This window comes from Paenarthrobacter sp. TAF1 (assembly GCF_052113825.1).
GTDB classification, from domain to species: Bacteria; Actinomycetota; Actinomycetes; order Actinomycetales; family Micrococcaceae; genus Arthrobacter; species Arthrobacter nicotinovorans.
In genome coordinates this window covers 32,946-56,806 of record NZ_JBFRDO010000015.1, presented here as the reverse complement: position 1 = coordinate 56,806, position 23,861 = coordinate 32,946, and the positions used below count along the sequence as shown (strand labels likewise).

The 23,861-nt window shown below is 63.4% G+C and carries 26 protein-coding genes; 11 read left to right on the top strand and 15 right to left on the bottom strand.

Annotation, left to right across the window (positions count from 1 at the left end; translation table 11 throughout):
* Positions 1–8 precede the first annotated feature (8 nt).
* The 7 genes from AB4Y81_RS17005 to AB4Y81_RS16975 form a co-directional block, all read right to left on the bottom strand.
* The gene (locus tag AB4Y81_RS17005; protein WP_209783749.1) at positions 9–971 is read right to left on the bottom strand and encodes a PDR/VanB family oxidoreductase; all 963 of its coding nucleotides are present in this window, start codon (positions 969–971) and stop codon (positions 9–11) included.
* A 14-nt stretch (positions 972–985) separates the two neighbouring features.
* Entirely contained in the window at positions 986–2,620 is a 1,635-nt protein-coding gene (locus AB4Y81_RS17000) for an aldehyde dehydrogenase (protein ID WP_441996316.1), read from the bottom strand.
* A complete protein-coding gene (locus AB4Y81_RS16995) occupies positions 2,586–3,359 on the bottom strand; it encodes an ABC transporter ATP-binding protein (protein WP_441996315.1) in 774 nt (257 codons plus the stop codon). The genes AB4Y81_RS17000 and AB4Y81_RS16995 overlap by 35 nt, the downstream gene beginning before the upstream one ends.
* Positions 3,352–4,194: an ABC transporter permease gene (locus tag AB4Y81_RS16990; protein ID WP_354627494.1), complete on the bottom strand. Its 843-nt coding sequence runs from the start codon at positions 4,192–4,194 to the stop codon at positions 3,352–3,354. The genes AB4Y81_RS16995 and AB4Y81_RS16990 overlap by 8 nt, the downstream gene beginning before the upstream one ends.
* Positions 4,191–4,982: an ABC transporter permease gene (locus AB4Y81_RS16985; RefSeq protein ID WP_018778276.1), complete on the bottom strand. Its 792-nt coding sequence runs from the start codon at positions 4,980–4,982 to the stop codon at positions 4,191–4,193. Before AB4Y81_RS16985 ends, AB4Y81_RS16990 begins: the two co-directional genes overlap by 4 nt.
* Entirely contained in the window at positions 4,979–5,905 is a 927-nt protein-coding gene (locus tag AB4Y81_RS16980) for an ABC transporter substrate-binding protein (RefSeq protein ID WP_275776408.1), read from the bottom strand. The genes AB4Y81_RS16985 and AB4Y81_RS16980 overlap by 4 nt, the downstream gene beginning before the upstream one ends.
* Positions 5,906–6,393: 488 nt before the next feature.
* Complete coding sequence (locus tag AB4Y81_RS16975; protein WP_231949124.1) at positions 6,394–6,798, bottom strand: hypothetical protein; 405 nt, start codon at positions 6,796–6,798, stop codon at positions 6,394–6,396.
* A 271-nt stretch (positions 6,799–7,069) separates the two neighbouring features.
* Between AB4Y81_RS16975 and AB4Y81_RS16970 the strand changes: the two genes are divergently transcribed.
* Positions 7,070–7,390 carry a DUF3040 domain-containing protein gene (locus AB4Y81_RS16970; protein ID WP_227453578.1) on the top strand — a complete coding sequence of 107 codons (321 nt, stop codon included), beginning with the start codon at positions 7,070–7,072 and terminating at the stop codon, positions 7,388–7,390.
* A gap of 113 nt (positions 7,391–7,503) precedes the next feature.
* On the opposite strand, the gene AB4Y81_RS16965 is transcribed toward AB4Y81_RS16970, so the two are convergent.
* Together AB4Y81_RS16965 and AB4Y81_RS16960 are read right to left on the bottom strand one after the other, a co-directional pair.
* A complete protein-coding gene (locus AB4Y81_RS16965) occupies positions 7,504–7,926 on the bottom strand; it encodes a hypothetical protein (RefSeq protein ID WP_055972688.1) in 423 nt (140 codons plus the stop codon).
* Between the two features lie 204 nt (positions 7,927–8,130).
* Entirely contained in the window at positions 8,131–8,781 is a 651-nt protein-coding gene (locus AB4Y81_RS16960; protein ID WP_039243028.1) for a CG0192-related protein, read from the bottom strand.
* A 107-nt stretch (positions 8,782–8,888) separates the two neighbouring features.
* Between AB4Y81_RS16960 and AB4Y81_RS16955 the strand changes: the two genes are divergently transcribed.
* The 5 genes from AB4Y81_RS16955 (at position 8,889) to AB4Y81_RS16935 (ending at position 12,510) form a co-directional block, all read left to right on the top strand.
* On the top strand, positions 8,889–9,239 hold the full coding sequence (locus AB4Y81_RS16955; protein ID WP_018778282.1) for a hypothetical protein: 351 nt from the start codon (positions 8,889–8,891) through the stop codon (positions 9,237–9,239).
* A gap of 189 nt (positions 9,240–9,428) precedes the next feature.
* Complete coding sequence (locus AB4Y81_RS16950; protein ID WP_441996314.1) at positions 9,429–10,229, top strand: GNAT family N-acetyltransferase; 801 nt, start codon at positions 9,429–9,431, stop codon at positions 10,227–10,229.
* Positions 10,230–10,328: 99 nt separating this feature from the next.
* Positions 10,329–10,994, top strand: coding sequence for a GntR family transcriptional regulator (locus AB4Y81_RS16945; protein WP_441996313.1), 666 nt, complete (start codon positions 10,329–10,331; stop codon positions 10,992–10,994).
* The gene (locus AB4Y81_RS16940; protein WP_441996312.1) at positions 10,991–12,169 is read left to right on the top strand and encodes an MFS transporter; all 1,179 of its coding nucleotides are present in this window, start codon (positions 10,991–10,993) and stop codon (positions 12,167–12,169) included. Before AB4Y81_RS16945 ends, AB4Y81_RS16940 begins: the two co-directional genes overlap by 4 nt.
* A 68-nt stretch (positions 12,170–12,237) precedes the next feature.
* Positions 12,238–12,510, top strand: a complete 273-nt coding sequence (locus tag AB4Y81_RS16935) for a hypothetical protein (protein WP_079581943.1) — start codon at positions 12,238–12,240, stop codon at positions 12,508–12,510.
* 25 nt (positions 12,511–12,535) lie between these two features.
* Here the strand turns inward: AB4Y81_RS16935 and AB4Y81_RS16930 are convergent, their stop codons facing one another.
* Positions 12,536–15,985 carry a DEAD/DEAH box helicase gene (locus tag AB4Y81_RS16930; RefSeq protein WP_441996311.1) on the bottom strand — a complete coding sequence of 1,150 codons (3,450 nt, stop codon included), beginning with the start codon at positions 15,983–15,985 and terminating at the stop codon, positions 12,536–12,538.
* A gap of 165 nt (positions 15,986–16,150) precedes the next feature.
* Between AB4Y81_RS16930 and AB4Y81_RS16925 the strand changes: the two genes are divergently transcribed.
* Positions 16,151–16,999, top strand: coding sequence for a DMP19 family protein (locus AB4Y81_RS16925; RefSeq protein WP_039243022.1), 849 nt, complete (start codon positions 16,151–16,153; stop codon positions 16,997–16,999).
* Positions 17,000–17,104: 105 nt separating this feature from the next.
* On the opposite strand, the gene AB4Y81_RS16920 is transcribed toward AB4Y81_RS16925, so the two are convergent.
* Both AB4Y81_RS16920 and AB4Y81_RS16915 read right to left on the bottom strand, forming a co-directional pair.
* The gene (locus tag AB4Y81_RS16920) at positions 17,105–17,308 is read right to left on the bottom strand and encodes a hypothetical protein (protein ID WP_018778289.1); all 204 of its coding nucleotides are present in this window, start codon (positions 17,306–17,308) and stop codon (positions 17,105–17,107) included.
* A 56-nt stretch (positions 17,309–17,364) separates the two neighbouring features.
* Positions 17,365–17,874, bottom strand: a complete 510-nt coding sequence (locus AB4Y81_RS16915) for a COG4315 family predicted lipoprotein (RefSeq protein WP_064722529.1) — start codon at positions 17,872–17,874, stop codon at positions 17,365–17,367.
* A gap of 151 nt (positions 17,875–18,025) precedes the next feature.
* Here AB4Y81_RS16915 and AB4Y81_RS16910 point away from each other — a divergent pair, with 151 nt between their 5' ends.
* Complete coding sequence (locus tag AB4Y81_RS16910) at positions 18,026–18,523, top strand: sigma-70 family RNA polymerase sigma factor (protein ID WP_018778291.1); 498 nt, start codon at positions 18,026–18,028, stop codon at positions 18,521–18,523.
* Entirely contained in the window at positions 18,520–19,191 is a 672-nt protein-coding gene (locus tag AB4Y81_RS16905) for a zf-HC2 domain-containing protein (RefSeq protein ID WP_055972663.1), read from the top strand. Before AB4Y81_RS16910 ends, AB4Y81_RS16905 begins: the two co-directional genes overlap by 4 nt.
* 60 nt (positions 19,192–19,251) lie before the next feature.
* Here the strand turns inward: AB4Y81_RS16905 and AB4Y81_RS16900 are convergent, their stop codons facing one another.
* From AB4Y81_RS16900 to trmB, 3 genes are read right to left on the bottom strand one after another with little or no spacing between them, the layout of a single operon-like run.
* Positions 19,252–19,737, bottom strand: coding sequence for a type II toxin-antitoxin system RatA family toxin (locus tag AB4Y81_RS16900; protein ID WP_441996310.1), 486 nt, complete (start codon positions 19,735–19,737; stop codon positions 19,252–19,254).
* Positions 19,737–20,129, bottom strand: coding sequence for a hypothetical protein (locus tag AB4Y81_RS16895; protein ID WP_018778294.1), 393 nt, complete (start codon positions 20,127–20,129; stop codon positions 19,737–19,739). Before AB4Y81_RS16895 ends, AB4Y81_RS16900 begins: the two co-directional genes overlap by 1 nt.
* Before the next feature lie 21 nt (positions 20,130–20,150).
* The gene (trmB, locus tag AB4Y81_RS16890) at positions 20,151–21,056 is read right to left on the bottom strand and encodes a tRNA (guanosine(46)-N7)-methyltransferase TrmB (protein ID WP_441996309.1); all 906 of its coding nucleotides are present in this window, start codon (positions 21,054–21,056) and stop codon (positions 20,151–20,153) included.
* Positions 21,057–21,214: 158 nt separating this feature from the next.
* Between trmB and AB4Y81_RS16885 the strand changes: the two genes are divergently transcribed.
* A complete protein-coding gene (locus tag AB4Y81_RS16885; protein ID WP_354627491.1) occupies positions 21,215–22,432 on the top strand; it encodes an FG-GAP repeat domain-containing protein in 1,218 nt (405 codons plus the stop codon).
* Positions 22,433–22,523: 91 nt separating this feature from the next.
* Positions 22,524–23,786, top strand: a complete 1,263-nt coding sequence (locus AB4Y81_RS16880) for an MFS transporter (RefSeq protein ID WP_231949126.1) — start codon at positions 22,524–22,526, stop codon at positions 23,784–23,786.
* Positions 23,787–23,861: the final 75 nt, after the last annotated feature.

The window sequence follows — 23,861 nt, the reverse complement described above, 5'->3', positions numbered from 1 at the left end:
ATTGAGGATCAGAGGTCCAGGACGAGCTCCCGTGAGCGGCAACGGGAAACACAGACGAACATGGATCTGCTTTCGGCTTGTTCGGCTGGGCTCAGGAGGAAATCCCGGTGGTCGACGTCGCCTTCGACGACACCCACCTCGCACGTGCCGCAAATTCCTTCCGTGCAGGAACTCGGGACGTCGACTCCGGCCTGGTTGAGGGCATCCAGGACCGAGATGTCGGGGCCGACAGTGATGCGCTGGCCGGTGCTCTTGCACACGACATCAAAGCCGGTACTCTCCTCGGCGGTCGCGGAAGCAGGGACCGGGGCCTTGAACCGCTCCAGCCTGAGCCGGGAGGGGTCTTCGAGGGCAGCTTCAACGGCTTTCATGAGAGGTTCCGGACCACACACGTAGACGAGCGCATTTGCGTCGAGGGAACCTACCGCACCGGCAATATCCGCGAAGGTGCCATTGGCTTCGTCATCCGCATGGACTGTCACACGGTCCTGCGGCATGCCGGCTATTTCATCCAGGAACGCCATGGTGGCCCTGGACCGGCCAGTGTAAAGGAGAGACCAGTCCGCGCCATCACTCTCCAGCTGGCGGGCCATGGCGATGATTGGCGTTATACCCACCCCACCTGCCACCAGTACGTAGCTTCCGGCCTCCTCCAATGAGAAGTTCGTCCGGGGACCCTCCACGTCAAGCAACGAGCCCACTGGGAGGTTCTCGTGAACAAACTTGCTTCCACCACGGGAGTCGGGGGTGCGGAGCACGGCCACAGTCCATGACGTTGAACTCGACGGATCCGAACACAGTGAATATTCCCGGGTGAGTCCATTGGGAAGGCGGAGGCTCAGGTGTGCCCCGGGAACCCACGAGGGAAGAGGGGCTCCTGACGGGTCGGTCAACGTGAGGCTGGTGACGCCGTCGGCCTCCCACTTTTTCTGGTGTACACGCAAAGTGCGGCGTGCAGGGCTGGTGCTCACTGAAGTGCCTTTCATTATTGTTCGACGGCGGGTTGCTGGGCCGCCCAGTCGATGGGCTTACCGGACAGGTCCAGGTAGATGCTCTTTTGCCGCATATAGGAGCGGATGCCTTCGCGGCCCTTTTCGATGCCCAGCCCGCTTTCCTTGGACCCGCTGAACGGCGTCGAGATGCTGAACTGCTTGTAAGTGTTGATCCACACCGTTCCCGCCTGGATGGCTTTGGCTGTGCGCCATGCGCGGCGATAATCGCTCGTCCAAACACCGCACGCGAGACCAAAGACGGTGTCGTTTGCTTCCCGGACGAGGTCGGTTTCGTCGTCGAAAGGCAGGACCACTGCCACCGGTCCAAAGATCTCCTCCTGGCAAATGGCGGCCGAATTCGACACCCCGCTCAGGATGGTTGGCAGGAAGTAGGCTCCGGCATGCAGTGCCTCATCTTCCGGAGGCCCGCCACCACAGAGCACAGTGGCCCCATCCCGCCACGCAGCGTCCACCATGGCAGCCACACTGTCCCTGTGCTCGTGCGTCACCATGGGGGCCACTTGCGTGGCAGGATCGGAACCGGGACCAACGCGGAGCCGTTTGGCCCCATCGACAAGCCGGTTCAGGACTTCCTCAAAGATCGAACGTTGGATGAAGACCCTCGAACCGGCAATGCAACTCTGGCCGGTCGAAGAGAAGATTCCGTACAGGATGCCGGCCACGGCCTGGTCAAGATCGGCATCGGCGAACACAATGGTGGGCGACTTGCCGCCCAACTCCAACGTGATGGGCATGATCTTTTCAGCGGCAACCGCGCCCAGGGTCCGTCCGGTGGAGGTGCCGCCCGTGAACGAGATCTTGCCGACCTGCGGATGGCGCGCCAGAGCGTCACCCACCGTCCGTCCCGGTCCCGGCAGTACGGAGAGCAGCCCGGGCGGCAGGCCGGCGTCGTCACAAATGCGGGCCAAGAGGAGCGAAACCCAGGGCGCCCACACCGGGGGCTTGATGATCACGGCGTTGCCTGCCGCAAGGGCTGGCGCAACCTTCTGGGCGTCGCTGGCGATCGGCGAGTTCCACGGCGTGATGGCGCCCACCACGCCCACGGGCTCGTACATCGAAACAGAAAGGTAGTCGCCGCGGGAGGGAGTCAGAGCGTCCTCCAAAGTTTCCAAGGCAGCCGCCGTGAAGCGGAAGGTGCCCGCGGCACTGACGGCGAGGGCGCGGGTTTCAGCGAGCGTTTTTCCGGTGTCGAGGGTTTGCAGCTCAGCGATTCTTTCCGCATTGCCCAGGATGGCGTCACTGATCCGATGCAGCACTGTGGCCCGTTCGTGGGGGAGCATCCGCGCCCAACCACTGTTCTCGACCGCTTTCAAGCCTGCCTGGACGGCGGCATCGACATCATCGACCGTGGCTCCGTGCAGCGTTGCGAAGCACGCGCCCGTGGCCGGATCGATTGACTCGATGAGCTTTCCGGCTCCTTGCCGCCACGTGCCTCCGACGTAAATCTCATCGGGTGTTGCAGGGGAGGGGCGCATCGTCTTGCTCGGCGCAGCTCCGGTTTTGTCGGGGTTCATGATCGAGTTCCGTCCGTCATTGATGGTGCGAAAGGGGAGGTCCACTGCCTGGCCGGCCTCAATGGCTGCGGAGCAGGGACGCGACGTGGGCACGAAGCTCCACGAACCGGGGTTCCTGCTTGGTAGCCACCTGATCCCTTGGCCGGGGAAGGTCCACCTCCACCGTCTCTGCGATAACGCTTGGAGGCGCTGAAAGGGCTATGACGTGGTCCGCCAGGTAGATGCTCTCGTCGATGTCGTGGGTCACGACCAGGACCGTCACCCCCAAGGAAGCGTGGATATCCAGCAAAAGGTCCTCAAGATCGGACCGTGTCTGGGCGTCCACTGATGCGTACGGCTCGTCCATCAGCAAGAGCTTGGGGTTCGATGCCAGTGCCCTCGCGATGGCGGCACGCTGCTGCATTCCGCCGGACATTTGCCACGGGTACAGCTTTTCCTTGCCAGTGAGTCCCACCGCGTCGATCGCCTCTTGTACTCTTTGGCGTCTTTCTTCCACCGGGACGCTCCGCAAAGGAAAAGCGATGTTCTTATCGACGCGCATCCAGGGAAAGAGGGAACGTGAGTAGTCCTGAAAGACCATAGCGAGTCCGTCGGGCACACCTTTGACGGGTTTGCCGTTGAAGGTCACGGTTCCCTGGGTGGGGGTATCCAAGCCACTGATGATGCGCAGGAGTGTGGATTTACCGCAGCCCGAGGGGCCCACGATGACGCTGATCTTCCCGTGGGGGATGCTTGCTGTGATGCTCTTGACGGCCAGATTCTGTCCGTAGGATTTGGTTACCGCCTGCAGTTCGAGTTCAATGGCCTGCTCTGTGCTGGTTGCGCTAGTCATGTTGTTGTGTCGCTCCTCGGTGCCAGGACAAAGCCCGGCGTTCGACGATGTGGAATAAGACATTGAGAGCCACGCCCAGGAGACCAAGGACGATCAGGATGGCCCAGAAATTCGTGTAGTCGAAGGTCCGCTGTGTGGTGACCAGGAGGTAACCCAGTCCGTTCTTGGATTTCTGTAGTTCCGAAATGATCATGATGATGAGGGACAGCGACAACGATGTCCGTACACCAGCAAAGATTTTGGGCGAGGCGCCGGGCAGGATGACGTTGAAGAGCACATCCAAGGGGCGGATTTTGAAGACCGCCGCTGCCTGAAGCCGTTGATGGCCGATCGAGTTCACCCCGTCGATCGTGTTGAACAGAATGGGCCACACAACGCCGAAAGCGATGAGAAAGATCTTGGGGCTATCCCCGGTTCCGAACAGAAGGAAGAACACTCCCAGCAGTGCTGGACTGGGAAGAGAGCGGCCAAGGTGGATCAGGGGCTGGAAGAGCGAAGCCAGCACGGGAACGGAACCCAACGCAATGCCGGCCGCCACCCCGGCGGCTGTTGCCAGGGCCAGGCCTGCCATTGCCCTGGCGAGGCTCGGAATAAGGTGCTGGAAGGTAGCCTCGCCCAGGAAGAACGATGAGATGTCGGGGCTGAGGAACTCATCGCCGGCACGCACGAGCGCCGCCCAGGGACTGGCAATAAACAGGCCCGTGCCCGGTCCAGCGGACAGTGCCCACCAAATGCCAACGAGAACGGCCGGAACCACAAGCCGCAGAAGTATCCGGTCAGCTGCGATGCCGGAGCCATGCATGCGCGGTGCACGCGACTTAACGGCGGTGGTCATTGTGCCAGTCCTTTCTTCCAACTGAAGGCTGCTCGATCCACGACTGCGAAGGCGGTGTTGATCAGGACGCCGAGAACCCCGGCGATGAGAGTGGCGGCGTACACGGCGTCCAGGTTCCCGGCGTTGGTGCTGGCGAGAAGGATGTAGCCGCCGATTCCTTGTCCGCTGCCAATCAGCAACTCGGCGCTGACTGTCACGATCAACCCGATGGAAGCTGCCACCCTGACGCCGGTGAAAGCGAAGGGCAGGGCGCTCATGAGCCTTATGCGCATCAGCAGTCCCAACGTTCCGACGCCCAATGTTTTGGCGGTAGCCACGGCAGTGGCGTCGGTGCCCCGGACGCCGTACATCGTGTTGAGGAGAATGGGCCACACGCTGGACAGGGCTACCGTGATGGCGATGGGTGCCACGCCTGCGCCAAGCAACAGCACGAGGATGGGTCCGACGGCGATCGACGGCAGGGTTCGGAAGACTTCCACGGGATATTCAAACGCCACGAATACCCTCGGGAAGGCGCCCATCAGGCCTCCGAGCAGGACGCCGGCCACGGCTGCGACTCCGAGCCCAAGCAACCACTCACCAATGGTGGTGACCATTTGGTTGAGAAAGACGGTGTTGGCCGCCAGCCCCGCAGCTTCACCGAAGACGCGGGTGGGGACGGGAAGGCCAGGCTTGGAGATCGCCCCGCTCTGGAGCAGGAGCTCCCACACCGCCAGGATGCCGAGAGTCCCGAGGACACCAAGGACGAAGATCCTGGTGTGGCCGATGGGGGCCCGGAGGAGCCTCACTGCTTCCCCGGCGTGGTGTAGGTGGACTTGCCGGCATCAAACTTCTTGATGATGTCCTGCTTGATCAGGATGTCCGCCACAGACTGGACTTTCTCCACGCTCATGGCGGTTTCGAAGTGGGGAAGGGCCATGGTGCCGGCAACTTCCGCGGGCACTTTGGCGATGCTTGGCAGCCACTGCCGGAAGTCGGCTTCCTTGCCGGTGATGTCTTTGCCCGCCGCGTAGACGGCATCAACGAACGCCGCCGTGGTGTCGGGGTTGTCCTTAACAAAGTTGTTGCTCGCCACGAAGGTGGAGATGGGAAGGCCGGCGTTGGGGCCGCTGGAAAGGTCGACGACGCGCCGCAGGCCCGCCTTTTCGGCCGCCGAAGCAAAGGGCTCCGGAAGGTAGCCGGCCTCGATGGATCCCGCCTGCACGCCGGCGATCATTTCGTTGAACGGAACCTCCACCCATGAGGGAGCAACGTTGAGCCCTTGGGAGGAGACGAGATTCCGGAAAGTTACGTCACCGATGGTGTTGGTGGTGTTGATGCCGATGGTTTTGCCGTCAAGGTCGGTGATTGCTTTGACGGGCGAGTCAGCCTTGACGAAGACGCCGAGGGACTGTGGTCCTAGACTGCTCGTCAGGACCACCGTGGTGACCGGGGCCCCGCCCTCAACCGCGATGGCGGAAGAGACGGTGTTGGAAAAGCTGAGGTCCAGCTGGCCGGCGACGGCCTGCTGGATACCGATCGGTCCGCCCTGGATTGGTGTCAGAGTGACATCCAGGCCGGCCTTGTCGAAGTACCCGTGGTCTTTCGCCCAATAGACGGCGGCGTAGTCCGCAAGAGGAAGCACGCCGACATTCAAGCTGGTCTTTTCCAGCTTCCCGTCTGCAGTGCCGCCACCTTGGCTGGCCGGTTGTCCACAAGCCGTGAGGGTCATGCCAAGAGCGCTCACAAGTGCAAGCGATGCAAGGAGAGTCTTCCGCATCCGTGTGTTTCCTGTCGCGTCGAGGGTGGCCAAGCACGAGGAAGGATCCAAAGTGGCTTGACGTGAATTTACTCAGTACCAATTGTCTTAGTACTAAGATCTTTTGACTTGACCGATTCTTGCGGATTTTGTGATGCAGGTCAACACGCTTTCTTGCGCGGTGGAAATGTCGACGGGTGGATGGCGGCGGGGGTTATGGCAGGTTAAGTGCGGTATCGCGCCCGTTCATGACGCTGCCTGGTGGTTTTTGGGCGCGCTCATCCAGGGAGCGGCACGTGGATGTGTCTCCGCTGACTGCGTTCAGGGCAGGGCAGGGCAGGGCAGGGCGCGGCAGGGCAGGGCCTCAAAGGCCCCGCCGCGAGGGCGCGAAGGCTAGCGGCGACGTCGAGGTGACTGTCGTCGTGGTCCCTTGAATCCGGGGACGTGCGTCGGAAAGGGAGCTAGTCCCGGGTCCGGTCCCAACTGACCACTACCCGCGCAGCGCCCGCTTCCGTGCGCTCCACGTTGGTAATGATCTGTGACTCCTTGGCGCCCATTTCCCGGATCCGGCGCCGGTAGTCTTCAATGTGGGCCTGAAGCGACTCTTCAGTCCATTCGCCGGGTCGCATCCTCGTTGAGATCTCTACCGGCTCTTCCCGGGGCAGGATCTCCGGGGGCTGGCGCAAAGGGTCCTTGGCCGGCTCGGGTTCGCCGGGTGGCACCAGCATCCGGACAGCGAAAGCCCCGCCTGCTATCCCGGCGACGAGGCCAGCTGCAATCAGCAACAGTGTTCGCCCGCGTTTGCGGTTTCGTGGGGCGTGAACCTTTGCTTTGGGAGTCGGCGTGACGGTCGATTTGTGGGCCATGGGAAGACGCAACCTTCCGATCAGTGGTTCGTTGTCCGTTGTGGGAATGGTCAGGAGAACACCCACTCAGTCTGCCACTGTATCGCCGTGTCTGTGCGCTACTTTTCACCCTCCGGTCCGCGACCCCTTCACCCGTGACTCATGGCCCGATTCCCGCCTGCTGGGGCAGTGGCTGGATGGCCGGATCGGGAAGATAATGAAGTCAGAGCACGGCAAGCAGCGTCCGTGCCGGTAAATGAGCAGCGATGCCGGGACAGGCAAGCCTGCTCGCGTGGTGAGGAAGAGTCCGGTGTCCTTGTCGGATGAAGAGCGCAGGAGCCTGGAAGAACTGGAGCAGGACTTGGCTGCGACAGATCCAGACCTTGCGCATGAGCTGATGTCGGGCCGCCTTCGGGGAGCGAAGGCCCGCACGACCTTTGGGGTCCTTGCCGTGCTTTGCGGCTTCGTCATGGTGATCGCCGGGATCATCACCCAACTGTTGGTGCTGGGTGTGGTGGGCTTCCTGTTGGCTGGATCAGGCGCGTATCTGCTATTTGCCGGGACGCCGTTCCGGCGGCGCGTTGGCCGGCATGGACAAGGCCCCGCGGCTTAGCGTGACCAAATGGCCAAATGGCCAAATGGCCAAAAGGCCAAATGGCCAGACGGTCCGGCAATCGGCGGACCGTGGAGCCCGCAGACGCAGGACTGCCCGCAGACGCAGGACTGTCAGGGAACCGGCGGTACGGGTGGCTGAACCGGGTTCTCCGGATTCTTGACGGGCTCAGGTTCGCCGGGAGGCATCATCGTCCGCCATGCCAGGACGGCGCCGGCACCGACGACGCCCGCCAAGAGCGCAATCAACCAGCCCCAGGGGCGTGGGGTGGGCTTCCTGGTCTGACGGGACAATGCGCGCGTAGCCCTCTTCACGGCCTTGGCAGCGGTGCGTTGGGCTTCTTTGGCTGTCTTCTTGTTCCCGGTCAGTGTGAGCATGACGCCATGAACCACGGAAGGGACATCGGCGTGGTTGATCCTGGCCAAAGCCCAGCGCACTACGGCGTCGCTCTGTGAGCTGGTTCCGTCTGCCGCGTGCGTTACCCATTCCCGCGCAAGATCCTGGACTGCAGGAAAGATGCTCTGCGGTTTGTACATTGTGCGCCCCTAACGGAGAGATGGCCCCGTGAGCCAGCCTACGCCGTGGGCGCGGCACGCAACAGGCACAGCGCTCCTGCCCGGTTACCCCAGCCCGTCAAGGGGATAAATCCCCGATACCCGGCGCAGCACTGCGGCCGAAACCCGGGGGCAGTGGCCAGGCCCGTGGTAACCGGGAAGGAGCGTTACATCCGACGGGGCAAGCTAGTCCCGGATCACCGCGGCCAGCTCCACGGGCTTCTCCAGGCCGGCCCATTGTCCACTCAGGATCAGCTCGTGGTGAAGTTCCGGTGCCGCAGCGGTGGTCGCTGATGCGTCTGCTGCCACATCCAGCACCCGGGTCACTTTCAACCGCAGCTCGCCTGCATTAATGATGGTCACGCCACTCCCCGATACCGGCGCCGAGGCACTCAAGTCGGGCACGCCGCCGTCGAGCGTTCCGCTGCCCTTGACCGTTACGCTGCTGGGGCGGGGTTCGGGCTCGCCCTCTACCAGCAGGGCCGCCTCTTCCTGGCCGGTGAGGATGGCCGTGGCCAGGGCCTTGACGTAGACAGGGTCGGCGCAGGCGTCGTAGACCCAGCGCTTGCCGAGGACCGAATGGTCCATGGTGCCGATCAGCCATTCCTCGGCGCCACCCAACTCGTGTCCGCGATAGCTGAGGGGAACCTGGTAGATCCGCTCGCCCGCAGCCACCACATGTGTTTCGAGGCCGACCTCGCCGGCGGGATCGTCGAAGCGGTAGGCGCCGATGAGTTCCGGGGTACCATCCTGGATGAACCACGGCTGCGTCGGCAGATAGTCAGCGATGATTTCGAGCTTGGTGGGGGACAGGTTTGCTTTGTGTATGATCGCCATGTCCCCCAGCCTAGGGCAGCCCGGATCCTGTCTCTAAGCAGGGTTCGATGCGTGGGCTCGGCTCTGCTCTGTTTACAATCAAAGGGACGTCGACCACTGAGGGAATCATGAAGAAACTCACCACTGTCCTGATCGCTGCCGGGCTGCTTGTCTCGGCTTCCGCTTGTTCCGCTCAGCAGCAGCTGACCACCAAGGAAACCTGCGACCGCGTGAACGTCGCCGCGGCAGGCGGCATCTCGCAAAACCCGAGCCGGACCCTTTCCACCCGTGCAGCGAACGCTGTCCGGCCCATTGAGTCCGTGGCGTCCGACGAAATGAAGCCCGTGGTCACCGCCATCCTCGAATACCTGGACGAGCAGTCCAAGGAGAACCCGAACGAAGAACGGATGGGTGAACTTACCACCGCTTTCCAGGAAGCCGGAGCCAAGTTCGGCCAGCTCTGCACCGCTGGACAGTAGTACTTCCGCTTCCAACGCTCTCCCACCTGATGCCCCCGCGGGCTTGATGGTGGGGGAGCGTTTTTTGCTGCGCCCACGCCAGCCGTTTCGATGCGTGGCTGCACGTTCGATGCGGCGCGCGGCATCTTTGGCAGCGATCCAACGAACCGGGCTACCCAACTTCCGGAACGGTTGCAGTAGGCTCTCCGAATGACCCAACCCGACGCAAAAAAGCGCCTTCTCGCAGCCTATGACCAGCAGCTTCGCACGGATGCGGAGACTTCGGACGCCCTCACGGTCGCCGGGAATGGGCCGCTCCGGCTGGCCACATTCATGGGTGGGCGCGGGTTCATCACTTACCGGGACTTGGGCGGGGCGGACCGGGACGGCATTCGGCGCTTGGTTGCCGAAGCGATCGCCTATTTCGAAGACCAGCCCGGAATCAGCCGGGTCGAGTGGAAGACGCGCGGGCATGATCACGCCCCCGGACTCCACGAAGCACTTGTCGGTAACGGCTTCACCGCTGATCCGCCTGAGTCGATCATGATCGGCGAAGCCCAGGCGTTGAGTGCGGACGTGCCGCTTCCCGACGGCGTGACGTTGCGTCGCGTYGTCGACGAACCGGACGTGCGGGCGATGACAGCGATGCAGGATGAAGTCTTCGGCGAGCCGGTTTCGAACGACATGGCTGATGCCCTGCTGCATCGGATGTCACTGGACGACACCATGGAACTGTGGGTCGCCGAGGCGGAGGGCCGCGTCATCAGTGCCGGGCGCCTCGATCCCGTGGCCGGAACCGAATTTGCCGGTATTTGGGGAGGTGCAACCCGTCCGGAGTGGCGTGGCCGCGGGGTTTACCGGGCACTCACTGCCCGCCGCGCCCAGTCAGCATTGGCTCAGGGCAAAGCATTTATCCAGAGCGACTCAACCGAGTACTCACGCCCGATTCTGGAACGCTCGGGATTGGTTAAGGTTTCGACGACGACGCCGTACCGCTGGGTGCGCGGCTGACCTCCGCATTGCTTTGGGTGATGGTTGCCATGTATAGATGTATACAAGTACACCTTCTGGACAACCTTCTGAACAACCTTCTGAACAGCGGCGGCAATTTTGGCAGATCCACAACCCCGGAACACTGGAGCGCACCTCGTTTACAACGAGCTGAAGCGGCGAATCCTCAGCCTCGAACTCAAACCAGGTGAACGCATCTACGAGCCGGCAATGGCCACGGAGCTCCAGGTCAGCCGGACCCCGCTCCGGGAAGCGATCCGTCGGCTGATCTCCGAAAGCCTGCTTGAGCAGCAACCCACTGGTGGAGTGCTTGTTCCGCTGCTGGACGAGAAAGCCATTTCCGAGTTGTACGACGTCCGGGCCGCCTTGGAGTCCCTCATGGCACGGGAAGCATGCGCCAATGCCACTGCAAAGGACCTCGAAGAGCTTCAAGGGATCGTGGCCCGCAATGCCGCGTTGGTGGACTTTGCCGATGAAGCCATGAAGTACGGGGTTGCCCTGCACGCCGCGATCGCCAAAATCGCCGGAAACTCCTGGGCACAGCGCTTTCATGAGCAGATCGCCAGCCAGGTTGAACGGTACCGGTACTTCACCAACAACGCCCCCGAACGTCGTGATGAAGCGCTCGCCAATCACCGGCTACTGGTGGACGCCATTACCTCCAAGGACGCGGAGAAGGCGGCCCGGGTTGCCTTCGACCACGTCATTGGTGCCCGCGACGAGACGTTGCGGGTCATTTCCCACAAGGGCCTCGACGTCCAATGATCGGCGAACTGGGCCGACGCTCGTCCACGGCACTGCTTGTCCACTCGGCATTGATCCAGGCAGTGACCTTCCTGGTCCGCCCTGCTGCCACCTATCGGGCCCTTGAACTTGATGTTCCGCCGTTTGCGTTGGGTGTCCTCGCAGCCAGCTATGCGGTTTTCCCGTTGCTGCTGGCGCTGCCAATCGGCGGACTCGTGGACAGATTGGGTGAGCGTCGCCTCATGGCGATCGGGGCCGCCGTCGTTCTTGGTTGTTCTGCTTTCCTGCTGTTTTGGGGAACGTCGGTGGCTGCGCTGGTGGCCGGCACAGCGCTTCTTGGGGCGGGGCAATTGGCGTGCGTGGTAGGCCAACAGGCGGTGGTGGCGAACAACGCGGCGTCGTCGCGCCTGGACTCGGCATTCGGGTATCTGACGTTCGCCGCCTCACTGGGCCAGGCCCTCGGCCCGTTGGCCATCTCTGTGGTGGGCGGCGCGACCGTGCACCCGAACACCGAGGCCATCTTCATCCTTTCGGTCGGCATGAGCCTGGTGCTGTTCTTGACCACGTTCGTGATTTCCCGCAAAGTCAGCGGCCGGACAAACAGGGCCAAAGCCAGGAACGCGCCCAAGGGCGGGGCGATCGCGTTGCTGAGAACACCGGGCGTCGCCCGGGCGCTTGCCACGAGCGCGACGGTTCTGGCCGTCGTCGACCTGACCGTCGTTTACCTTCCCGCCCTCGGTGCCGAACGCGGCCTGACGGCGGCCACCGTGGGTCTGATGCTGACTGTCCGTGCGCTGTTCTCCATGGTTTCCCGCATCGGCCTCGGCAGCATGTCGCGCAAGCTGGGACGTATGAAGCTGCTGGTCCTGAGCCTGGCCATCTCCACCGTGGACCTGGCAGTGGCGGCCATTCCGATGCCGGCCTGGCTGCTGTTCGTTGTCATGGCGTTCCTGGGCCTGGGGTTGGGAATCGGGCAGCCCCTGACCATGTCGTGGCTTTCAGCGCAGGCCCCCGCCGGCCAACGGGGTCGCGCGCTGGCCTTGAGATTGGCGGGCAACAGGGTTGGCCAAGTGGTGCTGCCCAGCGCCATCGGCGTTGTCGCCGTCGGAATGGGCGCGGCGGGAGTGTTCCTGGCGTCCGCAGTTGCCGTGGGCGGAACGATGCTGCTGCTGCGGGGTGTCCGACTGGACGACTGATTTCGCCGTCACGTTTTCCCCCTTGGCCGCACTGCTAATTAGGCGGGAAAGTAAGGGGGCGGTTCCCAATGGAGAAATGCACCGTGTTCGTGATGGCGGATCCGGATGCCTTGCCGGTGCGCTACTACAAGGCGTGGGAGTACTTCCTGCCGGGCGATGAAGTCGAAGTGAGGCTCGCCGGTGGCGCCCCCAACCCCGGTGTGGTCGTGGCTGTCATGCCGGACGGCAGCGGAATGTGGGTCTACGTCAACGGCGTCGGGCAACGTCTTTTCAGCGTGGAGGAAGACGTGGACATCACGGTCACCGGGACTCCGGCAGGCGCCGACCGGGAGAAAGCATGAAATCGCACCTGACAGCGCCCCGCCCCTACTCCGCGAACAGCGCAGCCAGGTCCTCAGCGGTCAACGATCCGCCGGCCAACGCGTCGCCTTCCATTACATCCGCGAACAACTGCGACTTCTTGGCCTTCAGCGCCATGACCTTCTCTTCGATGGTGTCCTTCGCGACGAGCCGGTAGACCATCACATTCCGGGCCTGTCCAATGCGGTGCGTGCGGTCCACAGCTTGTGCCTCCGACGCGGGGTTCCACCAAGGATCCAGCAGGAACACGTAGTCGGCCTCGGTAAGGTTGAGCCCGAAGCCGCCGGCCTTCAACGAAATCAGGAACACGGGTGCTGAACCGTTCTTGAACTCGCTCACGACGTCGCCGCGGTTGCGGGTGCTGCCGTCGAGGTAGCAGTACTCCACGCCTTCCTCGTCCAAGCGCTCGCGGACCTTCCCAAGGAAGCCGGTGAACTGGCTGAAGATCAGCGTGCGGTGGCCCTCGGAGATCACGTCCTCCAGTTGCTCAAACAACACGTCGAGCTTGGATGAGCGCACACCGGACAGCGAGGAATCCACCAACGAGGCGTCCAGGCTCAGCTGCCGGAGCAGGGTCAGGGACTGGAAGATCGTGAAGCGGTTCTTGTTGACGTCGTCGATCAGTCCCAGGATCTTCTGCCGTTCGCGCTGAAGATGCGTTTGGTAGACCTTCTGGTGCCGCGGGTTCAGCACCACTTCAAGGACCTGTTCCTGCTTCGGCGGCAGGTCCTTGATGACCTGCTCTTTGGTGCGGCGCATCATGAGCGGACGGACACGACGCCGGAGCTTGCCCAGTTGCGCGGAGTCACCGTTCTTCTCCACGGGCTTTTGGTAGTTTTCGGCGAACCTCTTGGGGCTCGGGAACAGGCCCGGCGCCACGATGGAGGTCAGTGCCCAGAACTCCATGAGGTTGTTCTCCAGCGGGGTACCCGTGATGGCCAGCTTGAACCTTGCCGGGAGCTTCCGAGCGCACTGGTACGCCTTGGACTGGTGGTTCTTCACGAACTGGGCCTCGTCGAGCATCAGCCCGGCCCACTGGAACGAGGCGTAGGCATCATAGTCAATGCGGAAGAGCGCGTACGAGGTGATGACGACGTCGGCACCCGTCAGGGCTTCCGACGGCGCCGTGCCGCTCTTCGCGAAAGTCTCACCAACGGTGCGGACCACCAGCCCGGGGGCAAAGCGCTCTGCTTCAAGTGCCCAGTTGCTGACAACACTGGTGGGCGCAACCACCAGGAAGGGAGCCCGGGGGATCACGTCAGCAGAGGCGCCCTGCGCGGCGGTCGCTGTCTCAGCGGCCAGGTCCTTCGCTGCGCAGATCAGCGCGATTGCCTGCACGGTCTTGCCCAGGCCCATGTCGTCGGCGAGCACTCCGCCGAGGCTGTGCTTGTACAGGAAGCTGAGCCAGTTGAAACCTTCGAGCTGGTACGGACGTAGCTCAGCGTTAAGTCCGGCCGGCAGCGGAAGGCCGGTCACGCCGTCGTCGAGCAGTCCGCCTACGGCCTCGCGCCACGCGGCGGCCTGTTCATCCACGATCCCCAGCTGCGCCAACTCGTCCCAGAGCCCGGCCTGGAAGCGGCTGATCTGCAGGGTGCCGTCCTTGTTGTCCGGGTTGTCCTGCAGGGAACGGGCTTCGTCGATCAGGGCCCGCAGCTGGTGGAGTTCGGGCAGATCCAGCGAGAAGTAGGCGCCGCTGGGCAGCAGCATGCGGCTCATCCCGGCTGCGAGTGCCGAGAACACGGCGGCGAATGAGACGGGTTCGCCTTCGAGTGTGATGACGATACCGAGGTCGAACCAGTCGCCGCTGGCCGTCTCCTTGGTGGAGATGGACACAACAGGTGCTTCGGCGGCTTCGCGGTAGTCGGCGATGTCGCCGGATGTTTCAACGACGACGTCGGGCAGGTCCTTGAGCGCGGGCAGCACCTCTTCGGTGAATGCCAGCGTGTCCAGTCCACCCAGTTCAGCGGTAGCTGCCAGGCGCGGAGCACCCCAGCCGCCGGTGGCGGACTCGGCGAGCGCCGGGACCACGTCCCACGGCCGGCCGAGTGACTCCAGGATGCGGGCTTCTTCGGGATCGTCGCGGTAGCCGCGGTCGTCGGGGTGGCGCCAGAGTGGCTGGGCCGTGACGAGGGTGCCGGACTTGTAGTGCCACTCCCAGTGCAGCCGAACCTTGTGGTCGTTGCCGTAATTGGCCAGCAGGGACAGGGTGGGGACCGCCAAGGTGGGCAGTTCGACGGACTCGTCAGCGGCCTGCACTGGCGTGGATTGCCGCAGCTTGGGGTAGAACGAGGTGAGGAAGCGGCTTTCGTCTTCGGCCGGGATCTGGAGTGTCTGGCCTTCGGTGACGAATTCCAGCAGCTCGTCGCTGATGCCGCCCTCGATCGGTGCGAGGGTGATCAGGTTCTTCTGCTGTGGCACGCCGGGCAGGGTGTCGCCGGCGTGGGTGAAGAAGATGCCGTTGGCCGGCTTTCCCAGGAAGCCAACGGTTCCCGGGTCCACCGCTTCCCCGCCCAAGGTGACGGACGGCGCGAGCTGCAGCCCGCCGTCGGGCGTTGTGCTTTCGGTTCCGTCCGCGTCAAGGCGCGCCAAACTAAGTCCGACGACGGCGGACTGGGTCTCGACGCGGACGGGCTCGCTCCCAGCGGAGTGGATGAGGGGGATGCCGGCTTTCGCGGCGTCGGCCAGGAGGGTCCACAGGTTCTTGGCAGCGAAGTCGTTGAGGCTCAGCCACATTGCCCCGGAGGGTTGCTGGCGTCCGTTGCTGGAACCGTGCGCGGCCAGGAATGTTTGGAGCCACTCGACGTGGACTTCATTGAATTCGCGCCGGAAGCTGATGTAGCTGAGGTTGTTCCAGGACACGTCTCCGCGGATCCATTTGCCTTTGGCGCCCATCATGACGGGGCGGGCCTTGAGCTGGCGGACGCTGCGCATGGGGTCGCGGCGTCCTGTGTAGGAGAAGTGGGCCGCGGGCTCTTCAATTTCGAATTGGAGGGCGAGCGGGATTCCTGCCGCGCTGGGTGCGGATCCGGGCTTGGCGATCAGCCTGTTGAGGGCTTGTTCCCATGCAGGCCGGGCCGAGCCGCCCTGTTCCATGGCGCCGTGCCGCGACGTTTGGATTCCGGGCGCCTGCGACAGGAGCTGGGAACGGATGGTGGGGTGGTCCTCGGCGGTGAAGAGCAGCGCGGCGACGTGCTTGCAGTCCTTCCGGACCGGGCAACTGCAGATACCCACAGTGCAGCTCCAGCCGGCGGGCTTGCGGACCAGTTTGGCCGACGTCGAATAGGGTTGCGGGCCGCTGCCCCGAACCTTGCCGAGGAGGAGCCCGGTTGCCGCGTCGAAGGAAATCCCGCTCACGCGGCTGCCCATGGCATAGGCCAGTCCGGCCGCCAGGGAGCGGTCGTTAATGGCAGGAGTCTGAATGGCCAGTTCCCAGGATTCGTCTGTGTGGGACGGCATGCGTCGGGCTACTTTCGGCAGGAGGTTATCTGCTCAATCTTAGTCAGCAGAAAACAGCTCCCAAACTTCGCCCTCCGTTAACCTCAACCTCGATTGCCGCGCCGCTCCCACGCGTACGTTGAAAGTGTCCGGAGCACCATCAGCTTTCAGCAGTGAGGATTCCCCATGACTACCAACGAGTACCCCGTCGTCCTGAACAAGACCGGATTCGAAGCCGGCAATGCGGATGTTGTGGATTCCAACGTCAACGTCGTGAACCAGATGTACCAGGAGCTCCTCAACAGCGACGAAATCGCGCTCCCTGCGCTCAACAGCTACTTTGTGGATTTCTACCTGACGCAAGCGCTGTCCGGCGGTTTTGCCCAGTACGTCTTCACCGCGCCGGAGCGTGAGGAAGTTGATGAGTATGTCCGCGCCGGGCTCGAAGCCATGGGCGCTGAGCGGCACCTGGATCTCTTCAACCGAACGGCTGCGGCGTTTGACGCGCTGACGGAAGAGGAAGCAGAGGCCTACCTGGACGGCGAGCTGGATGAGTCCGAGACTCCCGTTCCCGCGGTTGTGGCCTTGGACGAACTCGACGGCGAGTTCGAAGCCTTGCTTGAGGAGGAGGACATCATCGATCTCAACGCTGCCTACCTGCGCGACCAGTCCGAGCTCCTGGTTCTTTCCGAGGATGAGATCGAGGAACACATCGCTGCCCGTGTGGCCCAAATCCCGGACCTGGCCGAGCGCCAGGCAGAGGCAGAAGAGGAAGCACTCGCCAACGCTCCCGAGTTCGAGGTCATCATCCGCGAATTGTGCGATGTGGCCGGCTACTCCTTGGAGAAGATCACCATGGGCGATCCCAACTACGAGCACGACGGCGTGAAGACCCTCGCCTGGCACTTCTCCACCGACCACGGGGACTACCTCATGATCGAGGACGACGACGAGGCCTTCATGATCCACCCGGAGACGAAGGAAATCATCGCGGCCGTGGAGTTCGAAGAGTCTGAGGAATTCGCGGACGCCTAAACCGCCCCGATGTAGCCGAAAACGCCGGAGCGCTGCGGATTCGCCGTGGCGCTCCGGCGATTTCGGCGCGCTCCGGCGTTCTGGACGTGCTCCCGCGTTCTGGGGCTAGCTTGTCCTGGCCCGGCTGAGCTTGACGAAACCCCAAACTATGGAGGCCTGCCAGCAGACGAGCAGGCCGACCCAGATCCAGTCAAAGCCGCGGTTTGCCGCGTTGATGGCCATGGCTATGAGCCCCAAAGTCCAAGCGACCTCCTGCAATGCAAGGAATCCCAGGTTTGGCGGTGTCTTCGCTGTGTTTTTCGCTGCCATCTTCCCTCCCCAATGAGTAAATGGCAGTCTAACGGACGGGCGAAACCGTACCGGGCTCAGTATCCGGATGCCGCGGCGCCCTTAACCATCTCCCCGCTCGGGCTGACCAGGTACCAGACGCCGCCCACGCCCTGTCCGGTGACGTCGCCGGCTGCTTTGTCCTTGGCGTAGTAGTACAGGGGCATGCCGTTGAGGGTGACTTGCTTCTTCCCGTCAGGCGTTGCGATGGTTCCCACCGTTCCTGTGACGCCGTCAACGCCGGGCGCGTCCGACGTCGTGGTGAAGACGGGCCAGGCCTGCAGGCAGGCGCCGGTGCACGCGCTGGTGCCCGAGTCCTTCACATCCTTGGTGAAGAAGTAGAGGCTCATCCCTTTGCTGTCCACCACGATCTGCCCCGCGCTGGACGACGCCGTTTTCATCTCAGCACCAGCTGCGGTGCTGGCGGCCGGGGAAGAGGACGCCGCGGACGGGGGAGCGGAAGTACTTGTTCCCGAACTGCCGCCGCACCCCGCCAGTGCTGCCGCAACGATCAATGCACCCAATCCAAAGCCAACTTTGTTCTTCATGTCCAGCTCCTTGAGACGAGCCGGTCGGGAGGGCCGGCGCTAACCCCTACGACGCCGGACGGGTGAGAATGGTTCATGCTTGCTGAACCTTTTTGGGGCTCGGCGCGTCGTATAGGCGAAGGGCTGCGGAAACAGGACGAGGGAGGTGCCGATGCCGTTGGACGAAGACGTGGTGGCTGCGATTTATCGCGATCACGGCACGGCGCTGAAGAGGTTTGTCGTCAGCTGTACCTCGGACACCCATCAGGCCGACGACGTTGTGCAGGAAACCATCCTCAAGGTTTGGCAGCATGCACCACAGATCACTGGAAGCCTGCGCAGCTACCTCTTCCGGACAGCGCGGAACGTCATCATCGACAACTACCGCAAAGCCCAGAGGCGTCCGCACGAAACCGGGGAATACGACCTCCCGGACAACGCAGCCACCGAACGCGTGGACGAGCTCCTGAACCGGGTACTCATGGAAGAGGCGTTGCTCCGGCTCAGCGTCGAGCACCGCGAGGTCCTGGTGGCCTTGCACTATCAACGGTTCACCGTGGTGGAGGCGGCGCTTCAACTGAACATCCCGGCCGGGACAGTGAAATCCCGGGCTTTCTACGCAGTGAAGGCCCTCCGAACAATCCTCGATGAAATGGGGGTGGAACGATGAACGGCAACTCCGTCCACCAGTTGCTGGGCGCCTACCTTCTGGGAGGTTTGGAACCCGGCGAAGCCCGCACGTTTGAGGACCACCTCGGGTCCTGCGCTGACTGTCGGCGTGAACTGGAAGAACTCGCCAGCTTGCCTGCACTCCTGGACGCCGTGCCCGCTGCCGACGCGGTGGCCCTCACCGCCGCCGGGGCCGCACCCCTTGCACCGCTGGCAATGGAACCGGAGCCGCTCCCGGAAAAGGTCCTGGTTGACCTGGCGGTCCGAAGGCGGAAATCACGACGCCGGTGGGCAGCTTTTGTTGGCGCTGTCGCCGCTGCTTGCCTCGCGGTCGGGTTCCTGGCCGGACCGTTGTTGAACCAGCCTCCGAAACCGGATGCCAGCTATTCGGTGCAGTCGGACGGCGGTTTGCAGCTGACGGTGGATATGGTCAAGAAGACCTGGGGCACTGAGCTTGAAGTTGAGGGCCGGAGCATGCCGCTTGAGGGCACTCTCTATCTTTGGGTCAAGGGCCGCGACGGCGCCGAAGAGCGCACCTGCGGCTGGACGGCCACGCCGAGTGGGCGGATCAAGATCACCGGTGCCACACCCGTTCAGTTGGCGGGGATCGCCGGGGTTGAGCTGCGTGACGAGGCCCAGAAGACGGTGGCTTCCATTTCGGTGCCCTGAACCAGGTGCCCTAAACCAGGTGCCGTGAAACCAGGTGTCTTGAAACCAGGTGCCCTGAAGCTAGGCGCCGGCGCCTAGGGCTTTCAACTCAGCCACCAACGCAGGGTCCTCGCAAGCACGGGCGAACGCTTCGATCCGTCGTTCGATCTCGCGACCCAGGAGCCAGCCGCCGACTCTCTCGGCGACGGGCTTGATGAAAGCCGGCCGGCACGAAAAGGTGTACTTCCAGACTGCCCGGGTGCCGCCGTCGTCCGGGGTGAACCGCCAGCCGCCGCCGAAGTTCTCAAAAAACCACGGACCGGACACCATGGTCATGCCCACATTTCGCGGGGGAGTATAGGAGACGTATTCGCTGACCATCTTCAATCCCATGCGCGAAACGGTCCGGGTCCGCACACCCTTTCCGGCTGCTTGGGCACCATCCATGAATGCCTGCGCGGAAATGAAGGGATCCCACTTGAGCCGGAACGCGCCGGTTGTCTGGGAGAGGGCAAAAGCTGTTTCAGGATCCAAACGGATGAAGCGTTCCGCGCGTACCTGTGGCATCAGAATCCCTGCCCTGATCCGAGTACCAGGAACACCATGAAGGCGATGCCGAAGACGTTGACCGCCATGATCGCCAGCCCGATGATTCCAGTGATGCGTCCGGCGTTCATACGCCCGGCCCGGAAGACGGCAATGAGGCCACTGATCACGGCCACAATGGACAGCAGGACGGCCACCCCGGCCAGAACCAGGGCTCCGATCCACCAGGCGTCGTTATCCGGGTTGTAACGGCTTAGTGACGAGGCGATGGCCGCAAGCCCAAGGGGAATACTGACCACCGCGGCAATCGGCGACAAGACTGCGGAGACGATGCTGGTGATGCCGGCGCCTAGACCCCGGGTGCCTTGTCTCTGCGGCTGTTGGTAGTAGTCGATCGGTGGCTGGTAGCTCATGATTCCCCCAAAGTCCGTTGGCTAAAGCTTGCGGTACGTGAGGTCGAAGATCATACGCCCGGCCTCGTGCGCTTTGTTCTCAAAGCTCGTGCGGATCCGGCCCTCGAACCGGGGAGCCCAGCCGCCTTCTTCGTCCACTCCCTCATTCGGGCCGGTGTGCTCGGTACTGACCGGCGCCCGGCCCTCCCTGACGGGCGCACCGCCTACAACGGATTCGACGCCGGACTGCCACACTTGCGTCAACGGGCTCTCCTCGCCGCTGCGCTCGCCTTCGTGCATGTTCTCGAACTCCGTGGATCCCGCCAGGACTTCCCGGACGTGCACGGCATAGTTGGACCAGTCCGTGGCAATCCTCCAGTAGCCGCCCTTCTGGAGGGCTTTGGCAGCAACGGAAGCGAAGGCCGGCTGGATGAGACGGCGCTTGTGGTGCCGTGCCTTGTGCCAGGGGTCAGGGAAGAACACCCATAGTTCGCTGACCGACCCTGCAGGCAGCATCGATTCCAGGACCTCGGGTGCGTTGGCTTCCACCACGCGCACGTTGCTCAGGCCCCGGCTGTTGATCTTGATAATGGTGTTGGCCAGCCCGGGTGTGTAAACCTCGACGGCAAGGAAGTCTTTGTCCGGGTTCTGCTCGGCGGCGTGAACCACGGCGTCGCCCAGTCCGGAACCGATCTCGACAATCAAGGGCGCTTTCCGCCCGAAGACAGCCTCGGCGTCGAAGGTGTAATCCGGGTGCACGGAGGTGTTGGCGACATGACGGGGGACCTGGATGGCCCAGCGCTCCGCGTGCTCTTCCCAAGCCGCCTGCCTCCGACCCTGCAGGCGTGTGCCGCGGCGCACGAAACTGACCGGGCGGCCACCGTAGGTACCGAAGGAAGCCTGGCTGCCGGGGGTGACAGGGCGCGGGGAATCTGGGGTTTCACTCATCCTTTCCAGAATACTTGGGTTCGGGCAGGGGGCTCTGCCGAGGGGGCGGGCGCTTGTCTTTGGACGAAGCATCACCATCAAAATAAGGGGAGTGTTAGGCTCGGCTCCAATGACGCGCTTACTGGTCTTGGAGGCGCTCACTGGTCTTGGGGGAAAGCATGGGAAGCTTGCGGTCATTTGCGTTCAAGTCGGCGGCACTGGGCGCCTTGTTGTTGGGCTCGACGACCTTGGGCGCGGCTCCCGCTGCAGCGGACTACCAGGATTGGGTTCCGCCGATCTTCGGCATGCCCTACGTGGGTTCCGAACTGACCATCGGCAGCGCCGACCATGGGCTGCAGGTGTGCCCGCCCACAGCTGAGGCCCCGCATGGCTTCGTCATGGAGTGGCTGAGCAACGGCGAGCCACTGCCTGCCGGGCGTCAAGGCGAATCCCTGAAACTGCTCCCCGAAGACCGTGGAAACCGTATTTCGTTCACAGCCCACGGCGTGTGCTCCGAAGAGGAAGTTTTCCGGAGCGATGAAACAGCTCCGATCGCCGCCTCCAGCCGTTCCATGGGCTGGACCGGGCGCGGCAACTTCGAGCTCCTTGGCCGCACGGACGACGGCACGTTGGTCCTCTATCCGCATGCTTATTCGTCCGAATACCGAATGTGTCCTTCCGGCGCCGGGTGCACCTATTACAACCACACGATCGAAGAACCAAGAGTGGTTGGCCGGGGCTTCGGCATTTTCGACGTCGTTTTCTCCACCGGTGATTTCGACGGCGACGGAAACAACGACCTCCTGGGCCGTGACAGCGCTGGAACCCTGCACATCTATCCAGGCGATGGGGAGGGCGGCTGGCTTCCGCCCAGGCAAGTTGGCTGGGGCTGGAACATCTTTGACACTGTCGTTGGCCCGGGGGACTTCGACGGTGACGGAAACAACGACGTCCTGGCCCGGGACTCCGCCGGCGACCTCTACCTGTACCCGGGAGACGGCGACGGCGGATGGCTGACACCATCACGCGTCGGGACCGGCTGGGACGTGATGAACAAGATCGCCACCCCCGGCGATACCGACGGCGATGGCGCTGTGGACATCTATGCCAGGGACGGCGCCGGCATCCTGCACCAGTACCCCGCAGACGGAAACGGTGGCTGGAAGCCGCCGTCGATCGCGGGCCACGGTTGGGAGCTCATGACCGAAATCAGCGGAGCCGGCGTCTACGAACCGCTCTACGGAAACCGGTACTCGGCCCTGAAACCCCTCAACGACATTGTGGCGATCGATGAAACAGGCGATATGCGGCTCTTCCTGAATTCGGAGTTCGGAGCGGGCCTGTTCGGAAACACGCACATAGGCGTGGGCTGGGGTTACTTCGACACCCTGATCTAGCCCGCAACTGATGTCCCGCGCTGGTCACAATGACCCCATCACGCGTCCCCAACACGTGGCTGACAGAATAGGACGTGTGACCTCCTCGAAGATGCCCGGCTACCCAGAGAAATCCGTCCTGCCCGAGATTGCGGCCGATGCAGAGATCGATGAAGAACCGGCCGCCGGCCCCACGCAGCTCCGGGGCAGGAGAGGACTGGTGTACCTGGGCATCTGCCTGGTACTGATCGGGCTGAACCTCCGAACGGTCTTCTCCAGCTTCTCCGCGGTCCTTCCGGAAATAACGTCCGACGCCGGTCTGCCGGGTTGGTCGCTGGTGGTCCTCACCACGGTGCCGGTCACTTTGCTGGGCGTCTTCGCGCCCCTTGCCCCCATCCTGGCCCGCAGGTTCGGCGCGGAACGGGTGCTCCTGGGCGCCATGGCTGTCCTCACTGCGGGCCTGCTGCTCAGGCCCGTGGACGTACCCGGAGTGGGCCATCTCCCGGGGCTTCTCGCGGGCACGGCGGCCTGTGGTGCTGCGATTGCGCTGTGCAACGTGCTCCTGCCGGGCGTGGTCAAGAGGGATTTCCCGCACCGCCTCGGCTTGATGGGCGGCCTCTACACCACAGCGATCTGCGCGTCTGCGGCCTTGGGCGCGGGGTTCACGTATCCGGTCTTTACGGCAACCGGCCAGTGGACTTCGGCGCTGTGGTTCTGGGTGGTGCCGGCCGCCGTCGTGCTTTTGCTGTTCCTGCCGCTGGCCGTCAGGCAACCGTCGGTAAGGCACCAAGCCGTCCATGGTGGCGTGAACGTCTGGAAATCGGCTGTGGCCTGGCAGGTGACGATGTTCATGGTGCTGCAGGCGATGATGTCCTTCAGCGTGTTCGCGTGGATGGCGCCGATCCTGCGCGACCGGGGCATCGACGGTGCAACGGCCGGGCTCATTGTTTCGGTGTCGATCGTGCTGCAGATGCTCGGCTCCCTGTTTGCCCCGGCCCTGGCGACGCGCTTCAAGGATCAACGGATCATCAATATGGTGGTGGCGTTGATGACCGGCGGTGGTTTCGCACTGACGATCTTCGGTCCCACTGAACTGATCTGGGTCTGGACGGGCCTCAACGGACTGGGGCAAGGCTCGCTCACAGCAGTGGCCCTCACCATGATCATGGTCCGCACCCGCGACGCCCACACGGCCGCGCACCTTTCGGGAATGATGCAGGGCGTGGGCTACGGGGTTGGTTCGGTCGGCACTCTCATGGTGGGGCAACTCCATCAGGCCACCGGCGGGTTCGCAGCCGCGGGAATCCTGTTCCTGGTGGTCGGTTCGCTCGCGGCTTTCTTCGGCTACCGGGCCGGCCGCGACCGCTTCGTTTAACGTTGTGAGGCCCACTCTGCGTCCCCACCGCCCGGGTTTGGGAATAGCGCGCAGAGCGGGCCTCGCAACGAAGTA